This is a genomic window from Dyella sp. PARNA 12/25 (assembly GCF_055702865.1).
In genome coordinates this window covers 102,974-126,498 of sequence record NZ_JBVQCI010000001.1, presented here as the reverse complement: position 1 = coordinate 126,498, position 23,525 = coordinate 102,974, and the positions used below count along the sequence as shown (strand labels likewise).

19 protein-coding genes and 2 tRNA genes are annotated in these 23,525 nt (G+C 62.2%); 5 read left to right on the top strand and 16 right to left on the bottom strand.

Going from position 1 to position 23,525, the window contains the following annotated elements; genetic code table 11:
- Positions 1 to 6 precede the first annotated feature (6 nt).
- From upp to AC0GUR_RS00545, 3 genes are all read left to right on the top strand, one after another.
- Positions 7 to 648 carry a uracil phosphoribosyltransferase gene (gene upp / locus AC0GUR_RS00555; protein ID WP_472875507.1) on the top strand — a complete coding sequence of 214 codons (642 nt, stop codon included), beginning with the start codon at positions 7 to 9 and terminating at the stop codon, positions 646 to 648.
- 251 nt (positions 649 to 899) lie between these two features.
- Positions 900 to 2,546 carry a methyl-accepting chemotaxis protein gene (locus tag AC0GUR_RS00550; RefSeq protein ID WP_472875506.1) on the top strand — a complete coding sequence of 549 codons (1,647 nt, stop codon included), beginning with the start codon at positions 900 to 902 and terminating at the stop codon, positions 2,544 to 2,546.
- 13 nt (positions 2,547 to 2,559) lie between these two features.
- Positions 2,560 to 4,353 carry a GGDEF domain-containing protein gene (locus AC0GUR_RS00545; protein ID WP_472875505.1) on the top strand — a complete coding sequence of 598 codons (1,794 nt, stop codon included), beginning with the start codon at positions 2,560 to 2,562 and terminating at the stop codon, positions 4,351 to 4,353.
- A 55-nt stretch (positions 4,354 to 4,408) separates the two neighbouring features.
- Here AC0GUR_RS00545 and pip read toward each other — a convergent pair whose 3' ends face one another.
- The 3 genes from pip to AC0GUR_RS00530 form a co-directional block, all read right to left on the bottom strand.
- The gene (gene pip, locus AC0GUR_RS00540; RefSeq protein WP_472875504.1) at positions 4,409 to 5,365 is read right to left on the bottom strand and encodes a prolyl aminopeptidase; all 957 of its coding nucleotides are present in this window, start codon (positions 5,363 to 5,365) and stop codon (positions 4,409 to 4,411) included.
- Positions 5,366 to 5,428: 63 nt separating this feature from the next.
- Positions 5,429 to 6,457 carry a YncE family protein gene (locus AC0GUR_RS00535; protein ID WP_472875503.1) on the bottom strand — a complete coding sequence of 343 codons (1,029 nt, stop codon included), beginning with the start codon at positions 6,455 to 6,457 and terminating at the stop codon, positions 5,429 to 5,431.
- Positions 6,458 to 6,669: 212 nt separating this feature from the next.
- Complete coding sequence (locus tag AC0GUR_RS00530; RefSeq protein WP_472875502.1) at positions 6,670 to 8,052, bottom strand: FAD-binding oxidoreductase; 1,383 nt, start codon at positions 8,050 to 8,052, stop codon at positions 6,670 to 6,672.
- A gap of 123 nt (positions 8,053 to 8,175) precedes the next feature.
- On the opposite strand from AC0GUR_RS00530, the gene serA reads away from it, so the two are divergent.
- Entirely contained in the window at positions 8,176 to 9,408 is a 1,233-nt protein-coding gene (gene serA / locus AC0GUR_RS00525; RefSeq protein ID WP_472875501.1) for a phosphoglycerate dehydrogenase, read from the top strand.
- 209 nt (positions 9,409 to 9,617) lie between these two features.
- Here the strand turns inward: serA and AC0GUR_RS00520 are convergent, their stop codons facing one another.
- From AC0GUR_RS00520 to thrS, 10 genes are all read right to left on the bottom strand, one after another.
- The gene (locus AC0GUR_RS00520) at positions 9,618 to 11,069 is read right to left on the bottom strand and encodes a site-specific integrase (RefSeq protein WP_472875500.1); all 1,452 of its coding nucleotides are present in this window, start codon (positions 11,067 to 11,069) and stop codon (positions 9,618 to 9,620) included.
- 133 nt (positions 11,070 to 11,202) lie between these two features.
- A tRNA-Pro gene (locus AC0GUR_RS00515) sits at positions 11,203 to 11,279 on the bottom strand.
- Positions 11,280 to 11,343: 64 nt separating this feature from the next.
- Positions 11,344 to 11,700 carry a MerR family transcriptional regulator gene (locus tag AC0GUR_RS00510; RefSeq protein ID WP_019467383.1) on the bottom strand — a complete coding sequence of 119 codons (357 nt, stop codon included), beginning with the start codon at positions 11,698 to 11,700 and terminating at the stop codon, positions 11,344 to 11,346.
- Positions 11,681 to 11,980: an integration host factor subunit alpha gene (ihfA, locus tag AC0GUR_RS00505; RefSeq protein WP_472875499.1), complete on the bottom strand. Its 300-nt coding sequence runs from the start codon at positions 11,978 to 11,980 to the stop codon at positions 11,681 to 11,683. The genes AC0GUR_RS00510 and ihfA overlap by 20 nt, the downstream gene beginning before the upstream one ends.
- A gap of 1 nt (position 11,981) precedes the next feature.
- Entirely contained in the window at positions 11,982 to 14,381 is a 2,400-nt protein-coding gene (gene pheT / locus AC0GUR_RS00500) for a phenylalanine--tRNA ligase subunit beta (RefSeq protein WP_472875498.1), read from the bottom strand.
- 21 nt (positions 14,382 to 14,402) lie between these two features.
- Positions 14,403 to 15,398 (bottom strand): phenylalanine--tRNA ligase subunit alpha, encoded by a 996-nt coding sequence (gene pheS / locus AC0GUR_RS00495; RefSeq protein WP_472875497.1) that lies wholly within the window; start codon positions 15,396 to 15,398, stop codon positions 14,403 to 14,405.
- Positions 15,399 to 15,543: 145 nt separating this feature from the next.
- A complete protein-coding gene (rplT, locus tag AC0GUR_RS00490; protein WP_017463630.1) occupies positions 15,544 to 15,903 on the bottom strand; it encodes a 50S ribosomal protein L20 in 360 nt (119 codons plus the stop codon).
- A gap of 16 nt (positions 15,904 to 15,919) precedes the next feature.
- Positions 15,920 to 16,117 carry a 50S ribosomal protein L35 gene (gene rpmI, locus AC0GUR_RS00485; protein ID WP_038615747.1) on the bottom strand — a complete coding sequence of 66 codons (198 nt, stop codon included), beginning with the start codon at positions 16,115 to 16,117 and terminating at the stop codon, positions 15,920 to 15,922.
- A 383-nt stretch (positions 16,118 to 16,500) separates the two neighbouring features.
- Positions 16,501 to 17,025: a translation initiation factor IF-3 gene (gene infC, locus AC0GUR_RS00480; protein WP_472876276.1), complete on the bottom strand. Its 525-nt coding sequence runs from the start codon at positions 17,023 to 17,025 to the stop codon at positions 16,501 to 16,503.
- A 45-nt stretch (positions 17,026 to 17,070) separates the two neighbouring features.
- Positions 17,071 to 18,972: a threonine--tRNA ligase gene (gene thrS, locus AC0GUR_RS00475; protein ID WP_472875496.1), complete on the bottom strand. Its 1,902-nt coding sequence runs from the start codon at positions 18,970 to 18,972 to the stop codon at positions 17,071 to 17,073.
- A 441-nt stretch (positions 18,973 to 19,413) separates the two neighbouring features.
- Here thrS and AC0GUR_RS00470 point away from each other — a divergent pair, with 441 nt between their 5' ends.
- Complete coding sequence (locus AC0GUR_RS00470; RefSeq protein WP_472875495.1) at positions 19,414 to 20,427, top strand: NAD-dependent epimerase; 1,014 nt, start codon at positions 19,414 to 19,416, stop codon at positions 20,425 to 20,427.
- A gap of 109 nt (positions 20,428 to 20,536) precedes the next feature.
- Here the strand turns inward: AC0GUR_RS00470 and AC0GUR_RS00465 are convergent, their stop codons facing one another.
- The 3 genes from AC0GUR_RS00465 to uvrB form a co-directional block, all read right to left on the bottom strand.
- Positions 20,537 to 20,989, bottom strand: coding sequence for a CopD family protein (locus AC0GUR_RS00465; RefSeq protein ID WP_472875494.1), 453 nt, complete (start codon positions 20,987 to 20,989; stop codon positions 20,537 to 20,539).
- Between the two features lie 234 nt (positions 20,990 to 21,223).
- Positions 21,224 to 21,298 (bottom strand) — tRNA-Val (locus tag AC0GUR_RS00460).
- A gap of 80 nt (positions 21,299 to 21,378) precedes the next feature.
- A complete protein-coding gene (gene uvrB / locus AC0GUR_RS00455) occupies positions 21,379 to 23,397 on the bottom strand; it encodes an excinuclease ABC subunit UvrB (RefSeq protein WP_472875493.1) in 2,019 nt (672 codons plus the stop codon).
- Between the last annotated feature and the right edge of the window lie 128 nt (positions 23,398 to 23,525).

Below are 23,525 nucleotides of genomic sequence, written 5' to 3'. Positions count from 1 at the left end.
CGCCCCATGAAGATCGTTGAAGTACGCCACCCCCTTATCCAGCACAAGCTTGGCCTGATGCGCCGCGCCGGCATCAGTACCAAGGAATTCCGCGAGCTGGCTTCCGAGGTTGCCGCACTGCTGACCTATGAGGCCACCAAGGATCTCGAAACCGTCGAGCAGGCGATCGACGGCTGGGCCGGCCCGCTCACCGTGCATCAGATCAAGGGCAAGAAAGTCACCATCGTGCCCATCCTCCGCGCTGGCCTGGGCATGCTGCCCGGCGTCCTCGACCTGATCCCCGCTGCAAAGGTCAGCGTGGTGGGTTTGCAGCGCGACGAGGAAACGCTGCAGCCCATCACCTACTACGAGAAGCTCACCGGGCGGATGGATGAGCGCATCGCGCTGATTGTCGACCCGATGCTGGCCACCGCCGGCACGCTGGTCGCCACAGTGGACATGCTCAAGGCCGCAGGATGCAAGCGCATCAAGGGCCTGTTTCTGGTCGCCGCGCCGGAAGGGCTCAAGCGCATGGAAGCCGCGCATCCGGATGTGGAGATCTACACCGCCTCCATCGACGAGCGACTCAACGAGCATGGCTACATCCTGCCGGGCCTCGGCGATGCCGGCGACAAGATCTTCGGCACCAAGCAATTGCCTGCAGGCTGATTCACCTTCCGCTTTGACAACGTGATCAGGCCTCGCCACACGGCGGGGCCTTTTTCTTGGCGCACGCATTGTGAGAACCGCAGCACGAAAGTCACGAAAACGACATCTCTCCGTGTCATCTTTCCCGCGCTTTTCCGCCCGTTCGATTTCGACATAACAGGCTGATTGAACACATCTTTTTTTGATCATTTGGCTAAAGTTGCCGCGCAGTGAGCCGACAGCTCTTGCAGTCCCCTCACGCAGATTCCCCCATGTCGAAACTACCGAAATGGATTCCCGGACTGACGCTGCGCAAGCGACTCCTGCTGCGCCTGCTGTCCATCCTTGGATTGCTGGCTGTGATGTGCGCGGCGGGCCTTATCCAGCTACATCGAGCCGACATACGCATCCAAGATCTGGTGCAAGGTTCGCTCAGCCCGGTTGCCGATGTGGGCCGCGTGCAGAATGACTACAACAGCAGCCTGCAGGCGCTGGTGCATGCCGTGCTGTCGCAGTTGCCCTCGGCGGTCGAAGACGCACACACGCGCATTCACACCGACCGCGTGGACGCCGAGCGCCACTGGAAAGCCTTGCTCGGCAGTGAGCTTGCACAGGAACAAGCGTCGTCGCTGAAGATTGCGGCCGTGCATCGCGCCGAGGCTGACCGCACCATCGACGAAACACTGGCGCTGCTCGATGCCGGACAGTTCGACCTGGGCGGCCTCAAGCTCAGCACCGAAGTACAACCCGCCTACGAGCCGCTGCAGAGCGATTTCGCCAACCTGTTCCAGGCTGCGCTGGCCAAGGGCAACCAGCAGGTGCAGACGCAGCATCAGGCCAATAGCGAAGGCATCATGCTGCTGCTCGCCTTGCTGGCGGCTGCACTACTCACGACCATCGTGCTCGATGGTGCGCTGATGCGATCGCTGATGCAGCGCCTGAACCTCGCCACGCAGGTGGCGCAACGTATCGCTTCCGGCGCTCTCGGTGAGCCCATTCAAGCCGGCGTGGAGGATGAACTCGGCAAGCTGCTGCGTGCGCTGTCATCTATGGATGCCCAGCTCACCAACGTGCTCACCCAGGTGCGCGCCAGCGCTCTCTCCGTGGATGAACGCGCGCATCGCCTCACCCGCGACAACGAAGCACTGAGCCATCGCACACAGTCACAGGCCGCAGGTCTTGAAGAGACTGCCGCTTCGATGGAGCACATGGCCTCCAGTGCCGTACAAGGCGCAGGCCACGCCGACGGTGCCGCCAACGCGGCACGTGAAGCGATGAGTCACGTGGAGCAAGGTCGCCACGTGGCCAACGAAGCCATCGACGCCATGCTTGCCATTCAGCAAGCTGGCCGTGGCATTGCGGAGATCGTCGACCTGGTCGACAGCATCGCCTTCCAGACCAACCTGCTGTCACTCAACGCAGCCATTGAAGCAGCACAAGCCGGCGAACGCGGACGCGGTTTTGCCGTGGTGGCGGCCGAAGTGCGTCAGCTAGCGAAGCGCTGCGTGGACGCTGGCAAGGAGATCCGTCGTCTGGTGACCAGCAGCACCGAGGCCGTGGACGAAGCACGTGCCCGCGTGACGTTGTCGGGCCAGGCGTTCGACGGCATCGTGCAGAGCGTCACGCGCGTATCGGGGCTGGTTTCCCAGATCTCTGAAGCAGGCCAGACCCAGGTCACGGGCATCACCCAGATCAACCGCACCGTGATGGACATGGACCGTATCACCCAAGCCAACGCCGGCCTGGTGGAGGACATCAATGTCACGGGGCGCGCACTGAGCACCGACGCCGAGGCGCTGATGCGTCAGGTTGCCTTCTTCCGTCTTCCTTCCGAGCGGGGGAGTATTCACGGGTCAACGCATGATGCGAGACCCTCACCGGCCATGACGCCCGCACCTCAGGCCGCCGCCGCGGCCTGAACTGATCTGAGGCATGTTCCCCACCCTCGCCTACGACAACTCCCGACATGCCATGCTCGAGCGCGCACTCGCTGCAGGAAGCCTGACACCAGTCTTCCAGCCCGTGGTGCGCGTCGACACGCTGGAAGTCGTCGCGCACGAGGGTTTGAGCCGTTGCGCCTTCATGCCAGGCAACTTCTCCATTCTCGACCTGCTCGAGCTGGCGAGGATGGAAGGCCGCCTGGTGGATGTGGAACTGCATGCCGCCCGCACGATCTGCCGCGCCTTCGGCAATTACCAGGACGATGGCCGACTGCTGGTGAACCTGAGCGCGCACGCCATTCTGCAAGACACGCTGCGACCGGGTGATGTGCTTGCCGCACTAACCGACAGCGGCCTGGACCCCGCGCGCGTCACCATTGAAGTGACCGAGCGCGACGTGGTGGAGAATCCGGCGCGCCTCGCCCATGCGCTCGGCTACCTGCGCGCCCATGGCATACGCATTGCGCTGGATGATTTCGGCAACGGTCACTCCAACTTCGAGCTGTGGAACGAGATTCACCCTGACGTGGTGAAGATCGACCGCTACCTGATTCACGGTATCTCGCGCAGTGCCGGGCGACTGGCCATCGTGCGCTCGCTGTGCCAGGTCGCCGAAACCCTCGGCACCGATCTGGTCGGTGAAGGCGTGGAAGATCCGGCAGACCTTCGTGTGTTGCGCGATCTGGGGGTGCCCTATGTCCAAGGCTTTCTCATCGGCCGCCCAGCGAATGAGCCGGCGCGAGAAGCCAGTGCCGAGGCGCAACTGTTGCTGCGCACGCCGTCGGTTTCCGTGCTGCCTCGTCCGCGCGGGCCAGTAACGCAACGACCGACCCAGGTCAGCCACCTGCTGCTCGAAGCGCCTTCGGTACATCCACGCCAGACCAACGAAGAAGTCATGGCGCTGTTCGTGGATCACCCCGAGCTGCACGCCATCGCGGTGGTGAAAGATGGCCACCCCATCGGGCTGATCAATCGCCGACTGATGAACGAACGCATGGCCCAGCCGTTTGCCCGCGAACTGCTGGCACGCAAGTCGTGCACCGCGCTGATGAACAGCGCGCCGCTGGTGTGCGATGAGCAGCGCAGCCTGCAAAGTCTGGCCGACGTGTTGCGCGGCGAGGACCAGCGTTACCTTGCCGATGGATTCATTGTCACCAGCAGCGGCCACTATCGCGGCCTGGGCACCGGCGAGGCGCTGGTGCGGCGTGTCAGCGAGCTACGCATCGACGCCGCCCGCCATGCCAACCCGCTGACCTTCCTGCCCGGCAACATGCCCACCACCGAGCACCTGGAACGCCTGTTGGAAGGTGCAGAACGTTTTGCGGTGGTGCATGTGGATCTCACCGACTTCAAGCCGTTCAACGATCACTACGGCTACTCGCGCGGCGACGAGATGATTCGCCTGCTCTCCGGCTTGCTTACCGAACACGTGGATCCGTCACTGGATTTCGTGGGGCATATTGGCGGCGACGATTTCGTGGTGTTGTTCCAGAGTACCGACTGGGAGGCGCGTTGCACGCGCGTCATCGACGCCTTCAACGCGCGCTCACCGCACTTGTTCGATGAAGAAGACATCGCCCAAGGTGGCCTGCGCGGCAAGGACAGGCGCGGCGAACCACAACTCTTTCCATTCACCACCGTGGTGATGGGCGCGGTGGAACTGTCGCCGCCACTGCCGCAACGCGTGCAGTCCATTGCCATGCTGGCCGCACGCGCCAAACGCCGCGCCAAGCGCGCCAACGTCGGCTTGCACGTCACCTTGCGCGCGGCTGAAATCGCCGGTTAAACGAAAGCCCCGCCCGTCGCCAGGCAGGGCTTTGTCATGGACTACCGGTGGACGGTCAGCGGCGGAAGCGATCCGTAGCCTGCACCAGTTCTGCGATGTTGCCGGGCTCGAACGCCGAGTGGCCGGCATCCTGCACGATGCGCAGATCGGCCTCCGGCCATGCGCGGTGCAGATCCCACGCGCTGCGCATCGGGCATACCACATCGTAGCGGCCCTGCACGATCACGGCGGGAATCTTGCGGATGCGCTCGACGTTACGCAGCAATTGATCGTCATGCTCGAAGAAGCCACCGTGCACGAAGTAGTGGCATTCGATACGTGCAAACGCCAGCGCGAACTCGTCTTCGCCGCTCGATGCGATATGTGCCGTGTCCTGCCACAAATAGCTGGTGGCGCCTTCCCAGACGGACCACGCACGCGCAGCCTTCACGCGCACTTCCGGGTCGGTGCTGGTGAGGCGGCGGTAGTAGGCGCTCATCAGATCGCCGCGCTCGACCTCGGGGATCGCCTGCAGATACGTTTCCCATGCATCGGGGTATAGCGCATCGCAACCCTTCTGGTAGAACCACTCCAGCTCCCAGCGACGCAGCATGAAGATACCGCGCAGCACCAGTTCGGTAACGCGATCGGCATGCGTCTGCGCATAAGCGAGCGCCAGCGTGGAACCCCACGAACCACCGAACACCTGCCAGCGATCGATGCCCAGGTGCGTACGGATGCGCTCGATGTCGTTGACCAGGTGCCAGGTGGTGTTGTCTTTCAGTTCGGCATGCGGCGTGGACTTGCCGCAACCGCGCTGGTCGAACAGCACGATGCGATACACGGCAGGGTCGAAGAAACGACGACACTTGGGATTGGTGCCGCCACCGGGGCCGCCGTGCAGAAACACCACCGGCTTGCCGTTCGGGTTGCCGCTCTGCTCGTAATACAGCGTGTGCAGGTCCGAAACCTTGAGCATGCCGCTGTCGTACGGCTCAATCTCGGGATACAGGGTGCGAAGTTCCTGCGACATGCTCGTGCTCCTGGAGCGAAACGGGGGCCGATTAGGCTATCACGGCCCCGTCTCGGGAGCCGCTTACGGGCGCCCCACCGTGAGCAAGGTGAAACTATCCGGCACAATGCTCGGACGCTTGCCTTCCACCGGCGGTGCAGCCCACTTCGCTGCCGACAGGTACAGCCGGTGCAGCTTGGGGTCGAGCGTCATGGTGCGGGCGCTGGGCTGGGTGGGAATGGTTGCGGCGACTCTGTAGTGGTCCGCGTCGTCCTGATGCACGGCGGTGATGTCACCGCTTTCGCCATTGGAGCTGTAGGCCATACCGGTGTCCTCGTCGAACACCACGGCATCCGGACCTTCGCCGATTGCGACGTTGGCCACCACTTTGCCGCTGTCGGCGTCGACCACGGCCATCTGCTTGTTGTCGCAGACCGAGAACAGGCGGCGATGCTTCATGTCCATGGCGAGGCCGCTTGGCGATTCGCACGAACTCAGCGACCAGGTGGCAACAACCTTGTTGGTTTGCGTATCGATCCTGGCGAGCTTGGCCGTCCCTTCGAGATTCACATAGACATGGCCCTTGCCGTCCGAGACGGCGAACTCGGGCTTGTCGCCCACCGGGATGGTGGCCACCACGGTGTTGTTTGCAGGGTCGATCACGCTGACCGACTGGCCCTTGCCGTTGAACGTGAGCACATGCTTCGAGGCCGCGTCATAGAGAATCGCATCCGGCTTTTCGCCGGTACCATTGACGGTACCAACCACCGCCAGCGTATCCAGATCGAACACGGTCACCGAGGCAGTCTGGCCGTTGCTGGTGTAGCCGCGATGCATGTCCTGATTGATGGCGACACCATGCACGCCCGCGGTACCGGCGATGGTGCCGATGCGTTTGTTCTGGTCCACGTCGACTACTTCGACGCGGTCACCACGAGTGACGAACAGATGCCGACGCTGCGCGTCGAAGCTTAGGTAGTCCCAACCACCTGGACCACCCATGGCAAGACGCGAGAGCACTTTGAAGTCGGTCGCCTGCGGTGCCGCGGTGGCGTGGGCGGAACAAAGCGCCAGCAATGCGGCGGCCAGAACGGTGGGAAGATGTCGCTGCATGGGTAGATCCGTCGATGGATAGGTCCCCAGAGCATGCGCCGCGGGGCTTAGGACTGGCTTAGGTGGCGTCCTTGTGGCCCGGATGAAGACGAAGGCGGAATTCGGGGGGTCTTGGCACGGCCCTTATCAGTTCCACCCGTCGCACCTGCCCTCACCGTCATCCCCGCGAAAGCGGGGATGACGGTGAGGCAATGACCGGACCGTGCGTAGCGTCAATCAAACAGCTTGCCCGGATTAAGCACCCTCTTGGGATCAAACACCTGGCGCACGCCCCGCATCAACGCAATCTCTGCCTCGCTACGAGTACTACCGAGATACGCCCGCTTGACCAACCCGATGCCGTGCTCGGCAGAAATGCTGCCGCCGTGGCGCTGCAGCGTCTCGGCCAGCAGCTTGGTCACGTGCTCGCACTGGGCGATGAAGTCGCCTTCGGACAGATCCGCCGGGCGCAGCACGTTGATATGCAAGTTGCCGTCGCCGATGTGGCCAAACCAGACCACGTCGAAGTGCGGATACTCAGCGCCAAGCAATGCCTGGATCTCGTGCAGGAACACTGGCAGCGCGCTGATGCGCAGCGAGATGTCATTCTTGTACGGACGATGCGGCGCGAGGCTTTCGGTGATGCCCTCTCGCAAGCGCCACAACGCCGCCGCCTGCGCCTCGCTCTGCGCGATGACGCCGTCGCTGATCCAGCCCCGCTCCGTGCCAAGCTCGAACGCCGCCAGCGCCGCATCCTGTGCAGATTCGTCGGCGTCAAATTCGGTCACCACATAGTACGGGTGCTCGCCGTCTATCGCTCGTTGCGAGCCATGTGCCAACACATGGCGCAGCGCCACATCCGTGAAGAACTCGAAGGCCTGCAAAGCAAGGCGTGAGCGGAACAGTGCGAACACCTCCATCAAGGCACCCATGCTCGGCAACGCCAGCAACATCACCTGCGATGGCGGTGGCGGATCAGTGAGGCGCAGCGTCGCCTCTACGACGATCCCTAGCGTGCCTTCCGAACCGATCAACAGCTGGCGCAAGTCGTAGCCGCTGGAGTTCTTGATCAGCCCGCGATTGAGTTGCAGCAACTCGCCATTGCCCGCCACCACGGTGAGCCCCGCGATCCAATCGCGGGTATTGCCGTATCGGATCACGCGGATGCCGCCGGCATTGGTGGCGATATTGCCGCCGATGGAACACGAGCCGCGCGCGGCGAAATCCACCGGATAGATCAGACCGTGCTCCCTGGCTGCCTCGTGCACGGCGTGCAAGGTCATACCAGCCTGCACGCTCAAGGTGCGATCGACCGCATCGAAGCCGAGCGCGCGATTCATGCGCTCCATACTCAGCACCAGCTCGCCGTTGGCTGCCACGGCGCCACCCGACAAACCCGTCCGGCCACCCGACGGAACGATGGCAACCCCATGCTCGTTGGCCCAACGCACGATCGTTTGGACGTCCGTCACTTCGCTGGGCAAGGCAATGGCCAATGGCGCGGGCGTCCACCGGCGCGTCCAGTCCCGGCCGTAGTGCTCCAGGTCGGCAGCATCGGTCAGCAGTCGCAGATGGGGCAGCCGGGCGGCCAACTCGGCCAGACGAGCGTCAGTCATGATGAGGTTCCAAAGGATGGCAGCCAGCGTGCCAGCGCTGGCAGGCAACGTCTAGTGCTGCAATGCCGCAATTTCGCTTCAAGGTCTGGCATAGTGAGGGCGTTATCCATCGCGCAACGGCCCATGAAGACCTCGTTCCCGAAACAAGACATCAAGGTGCTCCTGCTGGAAGGCGTCAGCCGCAGTGCCCTCGACAGCTTCCACCGCGCTGGCTACAGCCAGATCGAGTACCACGAGAAGGCGCTGCCGGAGGCCGAACTCAGGGCCCGCATTGCGGACGCCCACATCGTCGGCATTCGCTCCCGCACCCATCTCACCGATGAAGTGCTTCAGCAGGCTAAACGGCTAATTGCCGTTGGCTGCTTCTGCATTGGCACCAATCAAGTGGACCTGGATTCGGCCCGTCGGCTGGGCGTCCCGGTGTTCAACGCACCGTACTCCAACACGCGCAGCGTGGCCGAATTGGTTATCGCTGAAACCATCATGCTGCTGCGCGGTATCCCGCAGAAGAACGCGCTGTGTCACCGCGGCGGCTGGACCAAGTCGGCAGCCGGCAGCTTTGAGGTGCGCGACAAGGTGCTGGGCATCGTCGGCTACGGCCATATTGGCACCCAGGTGGGCGTGCTGGCCGAGAGCCTGGGCATGCGAGTGATCTTCCACGACATCGAGTCGAAGCTGTCGCTGGGCAATGCACGCGCCGCCGCTAGCCTGGAAGACCTGCTCGAACGCGCCGACGTCGTGACCCTGCACGTACCGGAAACGCCCTCCACACGGCTGATGATCGGTGCGACGGAGCTTTCTCGCATGCGTACAGGCTCGGTGCTGATCAATGCCTCGCGCGGCACGGTGGTGGATATCGACGCCCTGGCGGCCTCTCTCCGTTCCAACCATCTCTCCGGCGCTGCGGTCGACGTATTTCCGGTAGAGCCCAAGGGCAACGACGACGCTTTTGTGTCGCCGCTGGTCGGCATGGACAACGTGATCCTCACGCCGCACATCGGCGGCAGCACGCTGGAAGCACAGGACAACATCGGCATCGAAGTGGCGAGCAAGCTCGTGCGCTACAGCGACAACGGCTCCACGCTCTCGGCGGTGAATTTCCCCGAGGTCTCACTGCCGGAACATCCGCGCAGCCGTCGTCTGCTGCACATTCATCGCAACGTGCCGGGCGTGCTTTCGCGCATCAACGAGCTGTTCTCCGCAGGCAACATCAACATCGACGCGCAGTTCCTGCAGACGGATAGCGAAGTGGGTTACGTGGTGATCGATGTGGCTGCCGACGAGAAGCAGTCCGCGGCACTCAAAGATCAGCTCGCCGCTATTCCGGGCACGCTGCGCAGTCGCGTGCTTTATTGAGAATGGCGACCGCGACATAAAGAAAAACGGCGCCCAAGGGCGCCGTTTTCATATCTGTTGCCGAATTGGTCGGGACGGCGGGATTCGAACCCACGACCGACGCCCACAGGATCAAACGCTTAGGGGTGTTTGCGCCTTGCCCAGATCATCAAGGACTCACATCCTTTATAATCAACAAGTTATACATAATCAAAATCGGCCGGAGTACGTCAACCGAAGCTGAGCGACGCGATCATCTGGGTCCGCCGCTCCATTCCGACACTCTGTCCAACCCCATACCCGGCTGTCATTCGCGCGATATCGAGACCGTGCCCCACCAGAGGCGCGATCTCGTGATCCGGATACCCCGCTGCGCGAAGCTTGGTCACGACTGTATGACGAAACCGGTGCATGGCGCCGCGCACGTCCTGCGAGATGCCACGACGCGCCAGAAACTTCCTAAACCACTTGCCAACTTGCGGGGCCCGTCGCCCATCCTCGTCGGGCTCGACCGCTTGGAACAGCCAATCGTGGCCCCGAGCCCGTGCCTGCTCGACGTAAGCCAGCAATCCCAAGGCCTGCAACTGCCTGTGCATAGGCACGAGGCGCCGAGACGTATGTGTCTTCAATGACTGGCCGTCACCCTCATCCGTGATGTCGAAGACCCAGCGCCCTTCAACTTGCCGAAGGTCCGCACACCGCAGCTGAGCCACCTCCCCCAAACGCGCCCCGGAATAAGCGCAGATCAGTGGAATCCAGTAGCGCCAGTCGCGGATCACGAACGAGCCAGGCTTGGTCTGATTGCGTTCGGATTCGCAGCCCGTAAAGCACGGGGCCTGCAGAATTCCCTTCACCTCCGCGTCGGAGAACGGTGGCATCCGCTGGTCCGGCCGATGATCTTTCACCGGCGTTGTGCGGAAGCTTTCCGCCTTGATGCCCACAGTATTGAGCTCCAGCCAGGCACCGAAGGCCGACAGCGTGGAGAGCTTGTTGTTGATGGTTTTGGGCGAGATCAGCTCCGCCTGATCGTCCTTAGCCTGTTGAATAACCTTGGCGAAGGCCATGCCCGGATACAAGTGTTCGGCGTTCTTCGGATAGCCGCGCAAAGACCGCTTAAAGGCCGCGATGTGCTCCGCAGTATAGGCCTGCACCGGCAAGTCACCCGCAGACTCGACAAAGCGTCGGACGGTCGCGCGCTTGTCGGAGCAACTCCGTAACGCAGCGGCCCCGTGCTGCTCCTCCAAATAGCGATCGAAGTGATCGATCAGACGATGCCCACGTGCGGGCCTCGGGGGCTTCGTCAACACGACACCAGACGTCTCCAGCGCGCTTCTCAGCGGCTCCGCATTCGTCGACGCAACCGCGGTGCTCAATGCGGGCGAGCCACTCAGAACGCGCGGCAAGAGATGATGTGACATCGCGACAGTGGGGCAAGATCGTGTGTCGACCGGCACTCCGGAGTTCAGTGCCTGCCATTCGGCCTCGACGTCGCTGAGCCAACGCGCTTTTGCCTCAGCTGCGCGCCTCCGGGCCTCCCACAGGTCGCCTGTAGAGAGCGAAGACCAAGTATCTCGCTTGAGGGGCAGCCCTTTAGCTCGTCGCAGTCGCTGAAGTTCGGCAGGACGCGTCAGCCGCACGTAGAAGATACGGCCGCGAAGGAATAGATGGGTTTCGTAAGACACAGACAGATCTCCTGGGTGGAGATCCTGTGGGCATCAGGTAGCTGACGTAGCACCCCGATGTAGCAGTTCGATGTAGCACTCTCGAAAAGTGCGGGGTTGGTGCTTACTAACCCCTTGAACCGCTTTGCCGAATTGGTCGGGACGGCGGGATTCGAACCCACGACCCTCTGCCCCCCAGGCAGATGCGCTACCAGGCTGCGCTACGCCCCGACGATACGGCAAGTGGGCAAGTCTACCAGCTCGGCTGGTAGTACCGGAAGCCTCGAATGAAAACTCAGCGACGCAGCAGCGCCAGCACTTCTTCCAGCTCCATGCGCACCTGGCGCACGATCTGGTGGGAAATGCTCGACTCCATGCGCGCCTGCGGGCCTTCCAACCGGGCGCGAGCGCCGGTGATGGTGAAGCCTTCGTCGTACAGCAGGCCACGAATCTGACGAATCATCAGCACGTCGTGACGCTGGTAGTAGCGGCGGTTGCCGCGACGTTTGACAGGGTTGAGCGCAGGAAATTCCTGCTCCCAATACCGCAGCACGTGCGGCTTCACGCCACACAGTTCGCTGACCTCACCGATGGTGAAGTAGCGCTTCGCCGGAATGGCGGGGAGCTCGGTGTTATTCCCTTGGTCCAGCATAGCCCTCGACTCGCACCTTGAGTTTCTGACCCGGTCGGAACGTCACCACTCGACGTGCGGAGATGGGAATCTCCTCACCCGTCTTGGGGTTACGCCCCGGTCGCTGGTTCTTCTCACGCAGGTCGAAATTGCCGAAACCGGACAACTTCACCTGCTCGCCTTTTTCCAACGCCTCTCGGACGACCTCGAAATAGGCGTCTACGAACTCTTTCGCCTCACGCTTGTTGAGGCCCACCTCAAGAAAGAGGCGCTCGGCCATTTCCGCTTTGGTCAGCGCCATCTTAACCTCGCAACTTCGCCTTGCATGCCAACTCCAACGCCGCGACCGCTTCACGTATGTTACGGTCCGCGTCTTCGTCGGTAAGGGTGCGTGAAGCGTCCTGTAAAATCAAGCCCATAGCGAGACTCTTTCGGCCCGCTTCGACCCCCTTGCCGCTGTAACGGTCAAACAGGCGCAGCTCCTTGAGCTGGGCGCCCAGAGTCGTCCGGACCACCTGCTCAATCTGTGACCAACTCACCGATTCCGGCACGTCAACCGCAATGTCACGACGGACGGACGGGAAGCGAGGCACGGCATGCGCCTTGGGCAGGCGACGGGCCAGCACCGGCTCCAGCTCCAGCTCCAGTACGTGCACGTCGGCACCGAGGTCCAAGGCTTTGGCTAGCTGGGGATGCAGCGCACCCAGGTAGCCCACGGTGACGTCGTCACGGGTGACGCGAGCACCGCGGCCAGGGTGCAGCCAGCCCGGCAGGCCGTCGGCATGCACTGCCCAACGGTGGGGCTCACCGCCCCAGGCGATCAGGGCATCGAGGTCGCCTTTGAGGTCATGGAACTCAAGCGTGCGCGAGGCTTCGCCCCACTGCTCGGCATGAGCCGCGCCGGAAGCCACGACCGCGAGCGTCGGCGTTTCGGTCGGCGCATCCTTGCGGGCCGACGCCTCGGCATCAATGCGGAAGGTACGGCCCAGCTCGAACAGACGCACACGTTCCTGCTGACGGGCGCGATTGTGCGACAGAGCCGCGATCAAGCCCGGCAACAACGAAGGGCGCATCACGGCGAGGTCGGCGGACAGCGGGTTGGCCAAGGCCACCAGCTGCTCGGTCATGCCCCAGCGCTGGAGCACGTCATTGCCGATGAAGGCGAGGTTCACAGCTTCGTAGTAGCCACGCGCAGCCAGCTGCTCGCGCACGGCCAGCTCATTGAGGCGAGCTTCCGGCTCCACCGCCAGCGTCAATGCGCCGGCCGGTGTGCTGGTGGGGATGTTGTCGTAACCATGGATGCGCGCGACCTCTTCGATCAGGTCTTCTTCGCGCTCGATGTCGAAACGGCTACTTGGCGCGATGACCTTCCAGCCATCGGCCTGCGCTTCCACCTTCATACCCAGCGCGGTGAAAATGCGAGCGACTTCTGCGTCGGCCACTTCGATGCCAAGCACACGCTTGAGGCGTGCACGGCGCAGCACCACAGTTGCCGCCTTCGGCAGATCGGCAAGATTTTCAGCCACCAGCACCGGGCCAGCCTTGCCGCCCGCAATCGAAAGCAGCAATTCGGTGGCGCGCTCGAGCGCACGCTGCGGCAACGCAGGATCCACGCCGCGCTCGAAACGATGCGACGCGTCGGTGTGCATGCCCAGCTTGCGGGCACGGCCCATGATGGCCGCCGGCGCGAAGTGCGCCGACTCAAGGAACACGTTGTGCGTATCGTCGGTGACGCGCGAATCGAAACCGCCCATGACACCGGCCACGGCGAGCGCGTTCTGCTCATCGGCGATCAGCACGAAACTTTTCTCGAGTTTCGCCTCGGAAGCGTCAAGCAGCTTCAGCGTTTCGCCATCACGTGCGTGACGCACGACGATATCGCCCTGCAATTTGTCGTTATCAAACGCATGCAGCGGTTGGCCGAGCTCAAGCATCACGTAGTTGGTGATGTCGACTACGGCACTGATCGGACGCAGGCCGGCACGACGCAGGCGCTCCGCGAGCCATAGCGGCGTACGCGCCTTGGGGTCGATGCCTTCAATGATGCGGCCGAGGTAGCGCGGCGCATCGGCGCCCGCTTCCAGACGGATACCGCGGCGTGCGCTGCCGGTCACAGCGGCAGGTGCCTGTTCGCCGGTCTTCACATGGCTACCAAACAGCGCTGCCACGTCGTGCGCGAGGCCGTAGAGGCCCAGGCAATCCGGGCGATTCGGGGTCAGCTTCAACTCGAAGCTCGCATCCGGCAGGCCGAGATACGCAGCGAGCGGCTTGCCGACCGGTGCATCGGCCGATAGCTCGAGCAGACCAGAAGCATCGGCGTCGACGCCCAGCTCCTTGGCCGAGCACAGCATGCCGAAGGATTCCACGCCGCGCAGCTTGGCAGCCTTGATGTTGATGCCGCCCGGCAGGCTCGCACCCACCATGGCAAGTGGCACCTTGATGCCGACGCGCGCATTCGGCGCACCGCAGACGATCTGCAGCGGCTCGCCCTGCCCCGCGTCAACCTTGCACACCTGCAGGCGATCCGCCTCGGGATGCTTTTCGGCGCCAATGATCTCGGCCACCACCACACCATCCAGGCCTTCGCCCAGCGGGGTGAGTTCTTCCACTTCCAGGCCGGCCATGGTCAGCGCGTGGGCCAGCGCCGCGCGGTCAGCCTGGATCTCGACCAGTTCGCGCAGCCAGTTCTCGGAGAATTTCATGCGTGTGAGTTCCTGCTGCGTTTACGCGAACTGCTTAAGGAAGCGCAGATCGTTCTCGAAGAACGCGCGCAGATCGGAGACGCCATAGCGAAGCATCGCAAAGCGCTCCACGCCCAGGCCAAACGCAAAGCCGGTGTATCGCTCCGGATCGATGCCACAGTTCTTCAGCACGTTGGGATGCACCATGCCGCAGCCCAGCACCTCGAGCCAACGGGTGCTGCCGTCTTCGGCATCCCAGCGGATGTCCACTTCGGCCGAGGGTTCGGTGAAGGGAAAGTAGCTGGGGCGGAAGCGCATTTCGAAATCGCGCTCGAAGAATGCGCGAATGAACTCGGCCAATGTGCCCTTCAGGTCGGCGAAGCTCGAGGTCTCGTCGACCAGCAGGCCTTCGATCTGGTGGAACATCGGCGAGTGCGTCTGATCCGAATCGCTGCGGTAGACCTTGCCCGGCGCAATGATGCGGATGGGCGGCTGACGACCCTGCATCGAGCGCACCTGCACCGGCGAGGTATGCGTGCGCAGCAGACGACCGTCACCGAAGTAGAAGGTGTCGTGCATGGCGCGCGCCGGATGGTGCGGCGGGAAGTTCAGCGCCTCGAAGTTGTGCCAGTCGTCCTCGATCTCCGGACCGTCAGCGCGCTGGTAACCCAAGCGCGCAAAAATCGCGCTGATGCGTTCGAGTGCACGCGTGATCGGGTGGATACCGCCGCGTTCGCCGTTGCGGCCCGGCAGCGTGATATCGATGGTTTCGGAAGCCAGGCGGTGATTCAGCTCCGCCTGCTCAAGCACCTGCTTACGCGCGGCCAGCGCGTCGGCAAGACGGTCCTTGATGCGGTTGACCTCCGCGCCACGCGCCTTGCGCTCATCAGGCGACAACGCGCCCAGCGCTTTCAGTGCGGCGGTGACGATGCCGCTTTTGCCCAGCAGACTGACGCGCAAGGCGTCGAGCGACTCGAGCGTGTCGGCTTTGTCGATATCGGCCAGCGCCAGCGAGGCGCGGCTATCCAGATCGTCCATCGATGCGATTCCGGTGGGAAAGTCAGAAACAAAAACGGGGAGGAGGCTTTAGGCCTCCTCCCCGCGAGCGTTACGCGCATCCTTTGAAGAGTGCGGCCATGGATGGCCGCTTCTTGATCTTCGCGATCAAGGATGAGCGCACAAATTACGCTGCCAGACTGGCCTTCGCCTTCTCTGCGATCGCGCCAAACGCCTTGATGTCGTGCACGGCGATGTCAGCCAGCACCTTGCGGTCGACGGTGATGCCGGCCTTGGCGAGGCCATTGATCAGACGGCTGTACGACAGACCGAACTGACGGGCAGCAGCGTTGATACGCACGATCCACAGAGCGCGGAACTGACGCTTGCGCTGCTTGCGGCCGATGTAGGCGTACTGACCGGCCTTGATGACGGCCTGGTTAGCTACGCGGAAGACTTTGCGACGGGCGTTGTAGTAACCCTTCGCGCGGCCAATGATCTTCTTGTGACGACGACGGGCGGTAACGCCACGCTTAACACGAGCCATGGTTCAGTCCTCCGCCTTAGAGATACGGCAACATGCGTGCTACACCCTTGGTGTCGCATGCCTTGACGTGGTTGGTCGCACGCAGACCGCGCTTACGCTTGGTCGACTTCTTGGTCAGGATGTGCGACTTGAAGGCGTGACCTGCCTTGAACTTACCCGATGCGGTTTTGCGAAAACGCTTCGCAGCCGCCCGGTTGGTCTTGATCTTGGGCATGAAAATGCTCCTTGATGGGGCCCACTCTTTAGGAGAGCAGCCCGGTTTCTGACTGATCTGGCGGCGCCAAAGGCACTCTTTCCGTCCTGCCAGCATCGGTTCACGACCCGTCCTGGTGGGTCGAACCGGCGATTATACGGAGCAAATCAGGGTTTTGCTAGCGCCGGAGCCATCAAAGCTCCTCTCCCCTTGCGGGAAAGGGGCGACCTGGCGCACCGTCATTCCGGCGCAGGCCGGAATGATGATCAGGAAAGGTCTCAGCGAGCACCCTCCGCTCACTCCAACCCTCTCCCCTGAGGGTCGAGGAGGGGAAGGCAGCAGGGCCTTGAGGCGCTCAAAAGAAAAAGCGGCCCCGGGCCGCTTTCTCCTTGATTTACCGAAACTTACTTCTTCTTCGGCCCGATCATCATGACCATCTGGCGGCCTTCCAGGCGGGGAAAGGACTCCACCACGCCGTTCTCGCCAACGTCTTCCTGAATCTTCTTGGCCAGATTCTGGCCCAAATCCTGGTGAGACATTTCGCGACCGCGGAAGCGGATGGTGACCTTGACCTTGTCGCCTTCCTCGAGGAAGCGAAGCATGTTGCGCAGCTTGATCTGGTAGTCGCCCACATCCGTGACCGGACGGAACTTAACTTCCTTGATTTCGACCTGCTTCTGCTTCTTCTTGGCCGCCTGGGCCTTCTTCTGGGCTTCGAACTTGAACTTGCCGTAGTCCATGATGCGGCAGACCGGCGGATCGCCGTTCGGCTGGATCTCGACCAGATCCATGCCCGCCTCTTGCGCCAGAGACAGCGCCTCGTCACGGGTAAGGATGCCAAGCTGTTCCGAATCAGCGCCAATCACGCGGACCCGCGGTACGCGGATTTCCAGGTTACGGCGATTGCCCTTAGTGTCGGTGGTAGCGATACCACTATCCTCCAGAAGAGTTCTTAAATATGCCGACCCAGCCGCTTAGCGGCGGGTTTCGGCTTCCAGGCGTTCGACGAATGCGGCCAGCGGCATGCTGCCCAGGTCTTCGCCGGAACGTGTACGCACAGAAACGGCCCCCGATTCCTTCTCGCGATCTCCAACGACCAGCAGGTAGGGGACTTTCTGCAACGTATGTTCGCGGATTTTATAGCCGACCTTCTCATTGCGCAAATCCGCATGTACGCGGAAACCTTTGTCGACAAGGGTTTGCGTCACTTCACGGACGTAGTCGGCCTGGGCGTCGGTAATGCTGAACACCGCAGCCTGCAGCGGCGCCAGCCACGTGGGCAGCAGACCGGCGTGATGCTCGATCAGGATACCGATGAAACGCTCCATCGAGCCCACGATGGCACGATGCAGCATCACCGGGTGACGACGCTGTGAATTCTCGTCCACGTACTCGGCACCCAGGCGTTCGGGCATCATGAAGTCCACCTGCATCGTGCCGACCTGCCAGGCGCGGCCGATGGAATCCTTCATGTGGTACTCGATCTTCGGGCCGTAGAAGGCGCCCTCGCCCGGCAGCTCTTCCCACTTTACGCCGGCGGCGCCCAGCGCGGCACGCAGCGCATTCTCGGCGCGATCCCACACGTCATCGCTGCCGATACGCTTGTCCGGACGCAATGCGATCTTCAGCGCGATATCTTCGAAACCGAAGTCGCCGTAAACCCTCATCGCCTGCTGGTGGAACGCTGTTACCTCGGACTCGATCTGCTCTTCCGTGCAGAAGATATGACCATCGTCCTGCGTGAAGGCGCGCACGCGCATGATGCCGTGCAGCGCGCCCGAAGGCTCGTTGCGATGGCAGGCACCGAACTCGCCGTAGCGAATCGGCAGCTCGCGGTAGCTGTGCAGGTCGGTGTTGAAGATCTGCACATGACCCGGGCAGTTCATCGGCTTCAGGGCATACGTGTGCTTCTCCGACTCGGTGAAGAACATGTTTTCCTGGTAGTTGTCCCAGTGGCCGGACTTCTTCCACAGCGACACATCCAACACCTGCGGGCAGCGTACTTCCTGGTAGCCGCTGTTGCGGTACACCCGGCGCATGTACTGCTCCACCTGCTGCCAGATGGCCCAGCCCTTCGGGTGCCAGAACACCATGCCAGGGCCTTCTTCCTGCTGATGGAACAGGTCGAGCGCCTTGCCGATTTTGCGGTGATCGCGCTTCTCGGCTTCTTCCAGCTGATGCAGGTAAGCCTTGAGATCCTTGTCGTTGAGCCAGGCCGTACCGTAGATGCGCGTGAGCATCGCGTTGTTGGAATCGCCGCGCCAATAGGCGCCGGCCACCTTCATCAACTTGAACGCGCGCAGCTTGCCCGTGTTGGGCACGTGCGGACCACGGCACAGATCGGTGAATTCACCCTGCGAGTAGAGCGAAAGGTCTTCGTTCGCCGGAATGCTCTCGATGATCTCGGCCTTGTATTCCTCGCCAAGGCCGCGGAAGAAGGACACGGCATCGTCGCGTGACTTCACGGTGCGCGTTACCGGCAGGCCTTCCTTGACTATCTTTTCCATCTCCGCCTCGATCTTCACGAGATCGTCCGGCGTAAACGGGCGCTCATAGGCGAAGTCGTAGTAGAAGCCGCTGTCGATCACCGGGCCGATGGTGACCTGCGCGCCGGGATACAGCCGCTGCACAGCCTGCGCCAGCAGATGCGCTGTGGAGTGACGCAGGATCTCCAGCGCCTCCGGGCTTTTCTCCGTGACGATTTCGAGGCTGGCGTTGCGATCGATGGGGAAGCTGGCATCCACCAGCTTGCCGTCCACCTTGCCTGCCAGGGTGGCCTTGGCAAGACCGGCGCCAATGGAGGCAGCCACATCCTGCACCGTCACCGGATGATCAAACGGGCGCTTGCTGCCGTCGGGTAGCGTGATTTCAATCATGTTCGCACCTGAATCGAGCCGCCAACCAAGGCGTGCTCGCTTGCATTAGGGGAGCACCGACATCTGGTCTCTTTGCTCGTCATTCCCGCGAAAGCGGGAATCCAGCGACTTTCAACCTGCAAAGCGAAGGCACTGGATTCCCGCTTTCGCGGGAATGACGGGCGAAAAACGAGATGCCCGGCACTCCTAAAAAAAAACCATAAAAAAAGGACGCCACGCGCCCTCTCGTAAAACAAGGCGTGGCTCAGCTCACCATTGGAAGGTCGTAGTTGCCATGTCACACACTCGGCCGGCGCGGGAAGCGCGGGCCACCTTGTCTCCGGATGGACGCCATCGAGACGCTAGTTTAGCCCACTACGGGCTGTCAATTCAGCACCATCGCACCCTCAGTCTCAGGACTGACAGCGATAGAATGCGCCCCCTTACCCCGGAGGTTTCTCGATGCGCACTCTCGTCACCGGCACAGCCGGATTTATCGGCTCCGCCCTGGCCGAGCGCCTGTTGGCACGCGGCGACGAGGTCTACGGCATCGACAACCACAACGACTATTACGATCCGTCGCTCAAGGAAGCACGCCTGGCGCGCTTTTCCAGCCACCCCAACTACACGCACCTGCGGGCCGATCTGGCCGACGCGAATGCAGTGAATCGGGCCTTCGGCGACTTTCGGCCGCAACGCGTGGTCAATCTGGCCGCACAGGCTGGCGTGCGCTATTCACTGAAGAACCCTCAGGCCTATGTGCAGAGCAATCTGGTGGGCTTCGTGAATGTGCTGGAGGCCTGCCGCCACGGAAAGGTCGAACACCTGGTCTATGCGTCATCCAGCTCCGTCTACGGCGCCAATCGAAAGCTGCCGTTTGCCATCGAAGACGCCGTTGATCACCCGGTAAGCCTGTACGCCGCGAGCAAGAAGGCCAATGAGTTGATGGCGCACACGTACAGCCATCTGTACAACCTGCCGACGACAGGCCTGCGCTTTTTCACGGTGTACGGGCCTTGGGGCCGTCCCGACATGTCGCCCATGCTGTTCGCCGACCGCATCAGCCGCGGCGAGCCCATTGATGTATTCAACTACGGTAACCACAGCCGCGATTTCACCTTCGTTGACGACATCGTCGAGGGCGTCATCCGCACGCTCGACCATGTTGCCCTGCCCGACCCGGCATACGACGCCTCGCAACCCAGCCCTGGCACATCCAGCGCGCCCTATCGCGTCTACAACATCGGCAACGATCAGCCCGTGCAGCTGCTGCGCTTCATCGAATTAATGGAGCAGCACCTCGGCCGCACGGTGGAAAAGCGCCTGCTGCCGATGCAGCCGGGAGACGTACCCGACACCTGGGCTGATGTTTCGGCGTTGCGTCGCGATGTGGGCTATGCGCCGAATACGTCGATCGAAACAGGCGTTGAGCGCTTCGTGGCCTGGTACAAGGAATACTTCCAGCGCGGCGAATAATCGCCCTCCTGTAGGAGCGCACTTGTGCGCGACCGGCGACGCGGGAGCACATGGGTGTCGCCGAACGCCGGTCGCGCACAAGTGCGCTCCTGCACAAGAACTCCGGCCATCAGAATGGCTTGGCGATGACCAGGAAAATCACACCGAGCAGCACCAGCACAGGCAGCTCATTCATGATGCGCAGCACCTTGCCGGACGGTAGCGCACCGCCCTGCTCGCTACGCTTGAGCAGGCGACCGGTCCAGCTGAAATACACCAGCAGCAGCACGATCAAAGTGAGCTTGGCGTCGATCCAGTGCAGCGACGCGACGACGTTTGGCAGGGTCTGCGGAAACAAGCGCCAACCCTGCCACAAGGTCAGGCCAAACAGAAACGCGACGCCGAACATGTTGTGGCCGAAGCGATAGAGCCGCCTCCCCATCAGAATCAGCCGCGCCTTCACCGCAGGCTCGTCGCCGGCCTCGGCGATATTCACCAGGATGCGTGGCAGGTAAAACACGGTGGCCATCCAGGCCATGACGAACAACAGATGGAGGCTCTTGATCCACAGATACGTCATCAACTGGCTCCTTGGGGCAACAGTGACTAAGTATCGCCGCCGTCACCGTCCCTGTCTGCCTGCAGATCACAGAAGCGTCGGCGAAGGCAGACTGGACGTCTGTCGAGTCGGCGCTCTGAAGAGATGCAGGCAGACAGGGACGGCCCAACGCATAAATCGCATGATGGGTGATGCCTGGAAGGCCCGCGCGCAAAAAGAAACGGCGCGAACCCAAGGGCCGCGCCGTTTCGTCGGTATTGGTGGGCGGTACAAGGATCGAACTTGTGACCCCTACCATGTCAAGGTAGTGCTCTACCGCTGAGCTAACCGCCCGGAGCTCGCCCGGCATGCCGTGCGAGCCGCGCAGTATACGGGGTCCCGCCGCTCTCGACAACTGCCCCGGTAAATCCGCGTCAACGCACGGCCCGTTCGCGCAATTGGTGGATCTGATCACGGATGCGGGCCGCCTCTTCGAATTCCAGGTTTTCTGCGTGTTTGTACATCTGCGCCTCCAGCTTCTTGATCATGGTCGAGGCCTGATCAGCGCTAAGCGCAGCGTATTCGTCCGCCACGGCTGCCGCACCCTGGCGCTCACCACGTCGACCACGGCCACGAGATGACGCCTCGCTGCGGGCACCTTCCATGATGTCGGCAATCCGCCGGACCACCGATTGCGGTGTGATGCCATGCGCGGCGTTGTAGGCCTGCTGTTTCTCGCGACGACGAGCCGTTTCATCCATCGCAGCCTGCATGGAGCGAGTGACCTTGTCGGCGTAGAGAATCGCCTTGCCACGCACATTGCGCGCCGCGCGGCCAATGGTCTGGATCAGGGATCCGGTCGAACGCAGGAAGCCCTCCTTGTCCGCATCGAGAATCGCCACCAGCGACACCTCGGGCATATCCAGGCCTTCGCGCAGCAGGTTGATGCCCACCAGCACGTCGAATTCGCCCAGGCGCAGGTCGCGGATGATTTCCACGCGCTCCACCGTCTCGATATCCGAGTGCAGATAGCGCACCTTGACGCCATGCTCGCCCAGGTATTCGGTGAGGTTCTCGGCCATGCGCTTGGTCAAGGTGGTGACCAGCACGCGATCGCCCATGGCGACGCGCTTGTGCACTTCACCCAACAGGTCGTCCACCTGGGTACGCACGGGACGAACTTCGACTTCCGGATCGATCAGGCCGGTGGGGCGCACCACCAGTTCCACAATGGCATCGCCGGATTTCTGCAGCTCGTAGTCGCGCGGTGTCGCCGATACGTAAATGGAACGGGGCGCACGCTGCTCCCACTCCTCAAAGCGCAGCGGACGATTATCCATCGCCGAAGGCAATCGGAAGCCGAACTCCACCAGTGTTTCCTTGCGCGAGCGGTCACCCTTGTACATGGCGCCCAGCTGCGGAATGGTCACGTGCGACTCGTCGACCACCAGCAAAGCGTCGGCCGGCAGATAATCGAACAACGTCGGCGGTGGCTCGCCAGCACCGCGGCGCGTGAGATGGCGCGAGTAGTTCTCGATGCCTTGGCAATAGCCCACTTCGGCCATCATCTCGATGTCGAAGCGCGTACGCTGATCCAGGCGCTGCGCCTCGACCAGCTTATTGTCTTTGTACAGCTGCTCCAGGCGTTCCTTCAGCTCGACCTTGACGGTCTCAATGGCATTGAGCACGCTCTCGCGTGTACTGGCGTAGTGCGTACGCGGGTACACCGTGTAGCGCGGCACCTTGCGAAGGGTTTCGCCCGTGAGCGGATCGAACAGCGACATGTTCTCGATCTCGCCATCGAACAGCTCGATGCGCAGCGCTTCGGTTTCCGATTCGGCGGGAAAGACGTCGATCACTTCACCACGCACACGATACGTACCGCGCTTCAACTCCATCTCGTTGCGCGTGTATTGCAATTCGGTGAGCTGGCGAATGAGCTGGCGCTGGTCAATATGTTCGCCCTTGGCGAGGATCAAGCGCAGCGACAGATAATCTTCCGGATCACCCAAACCGTAAATCGCCGACACGGTCGCAACGATCAAGGAATCCTTGCGCGACAGCAGCGCCTTGGTCGCCGCCAGACGCATCTGCTCAATGTGATCATTGATCGACGCGTCCTTCTCGATATAGGTGTCGGACGCTGCCACATAGGCTTCGGGCTGGTAGTAGTCGTAGTAGCTGACGAAGTACTCCACCGCGTTATGCGGAAAGAACTCCTTGAACTCGCCATACAACTGCGCCGCCAGTGTCTTGTTGGGCGCGAGCACAATGGTGGGCCGCTGCACCTTCTCGATCACGTTGGCGATGGTGAAGGTTTTGCCCGACCCAGTGACGCCAAGCAAAGTCTGCGCGGCAAGGCCGGCCTCGAAGCCTTCGGTCAACGCACGGATCGCCCCAGGCTGGTCACCCGAGGGCTTATAGGGGGAGACGAGTTCGAAACGGTCAGTCATGGCAAGCCATATGGGGTCGCGTGAAGCCATTCTAAATTGCCCCTGCTGACAAAGCCTGTCAGCAGGCAATGACACGCAGCAGGCCAGGCCGACGACTGCCACCGCTTCACCCGGCGCCGTAGCTTGAG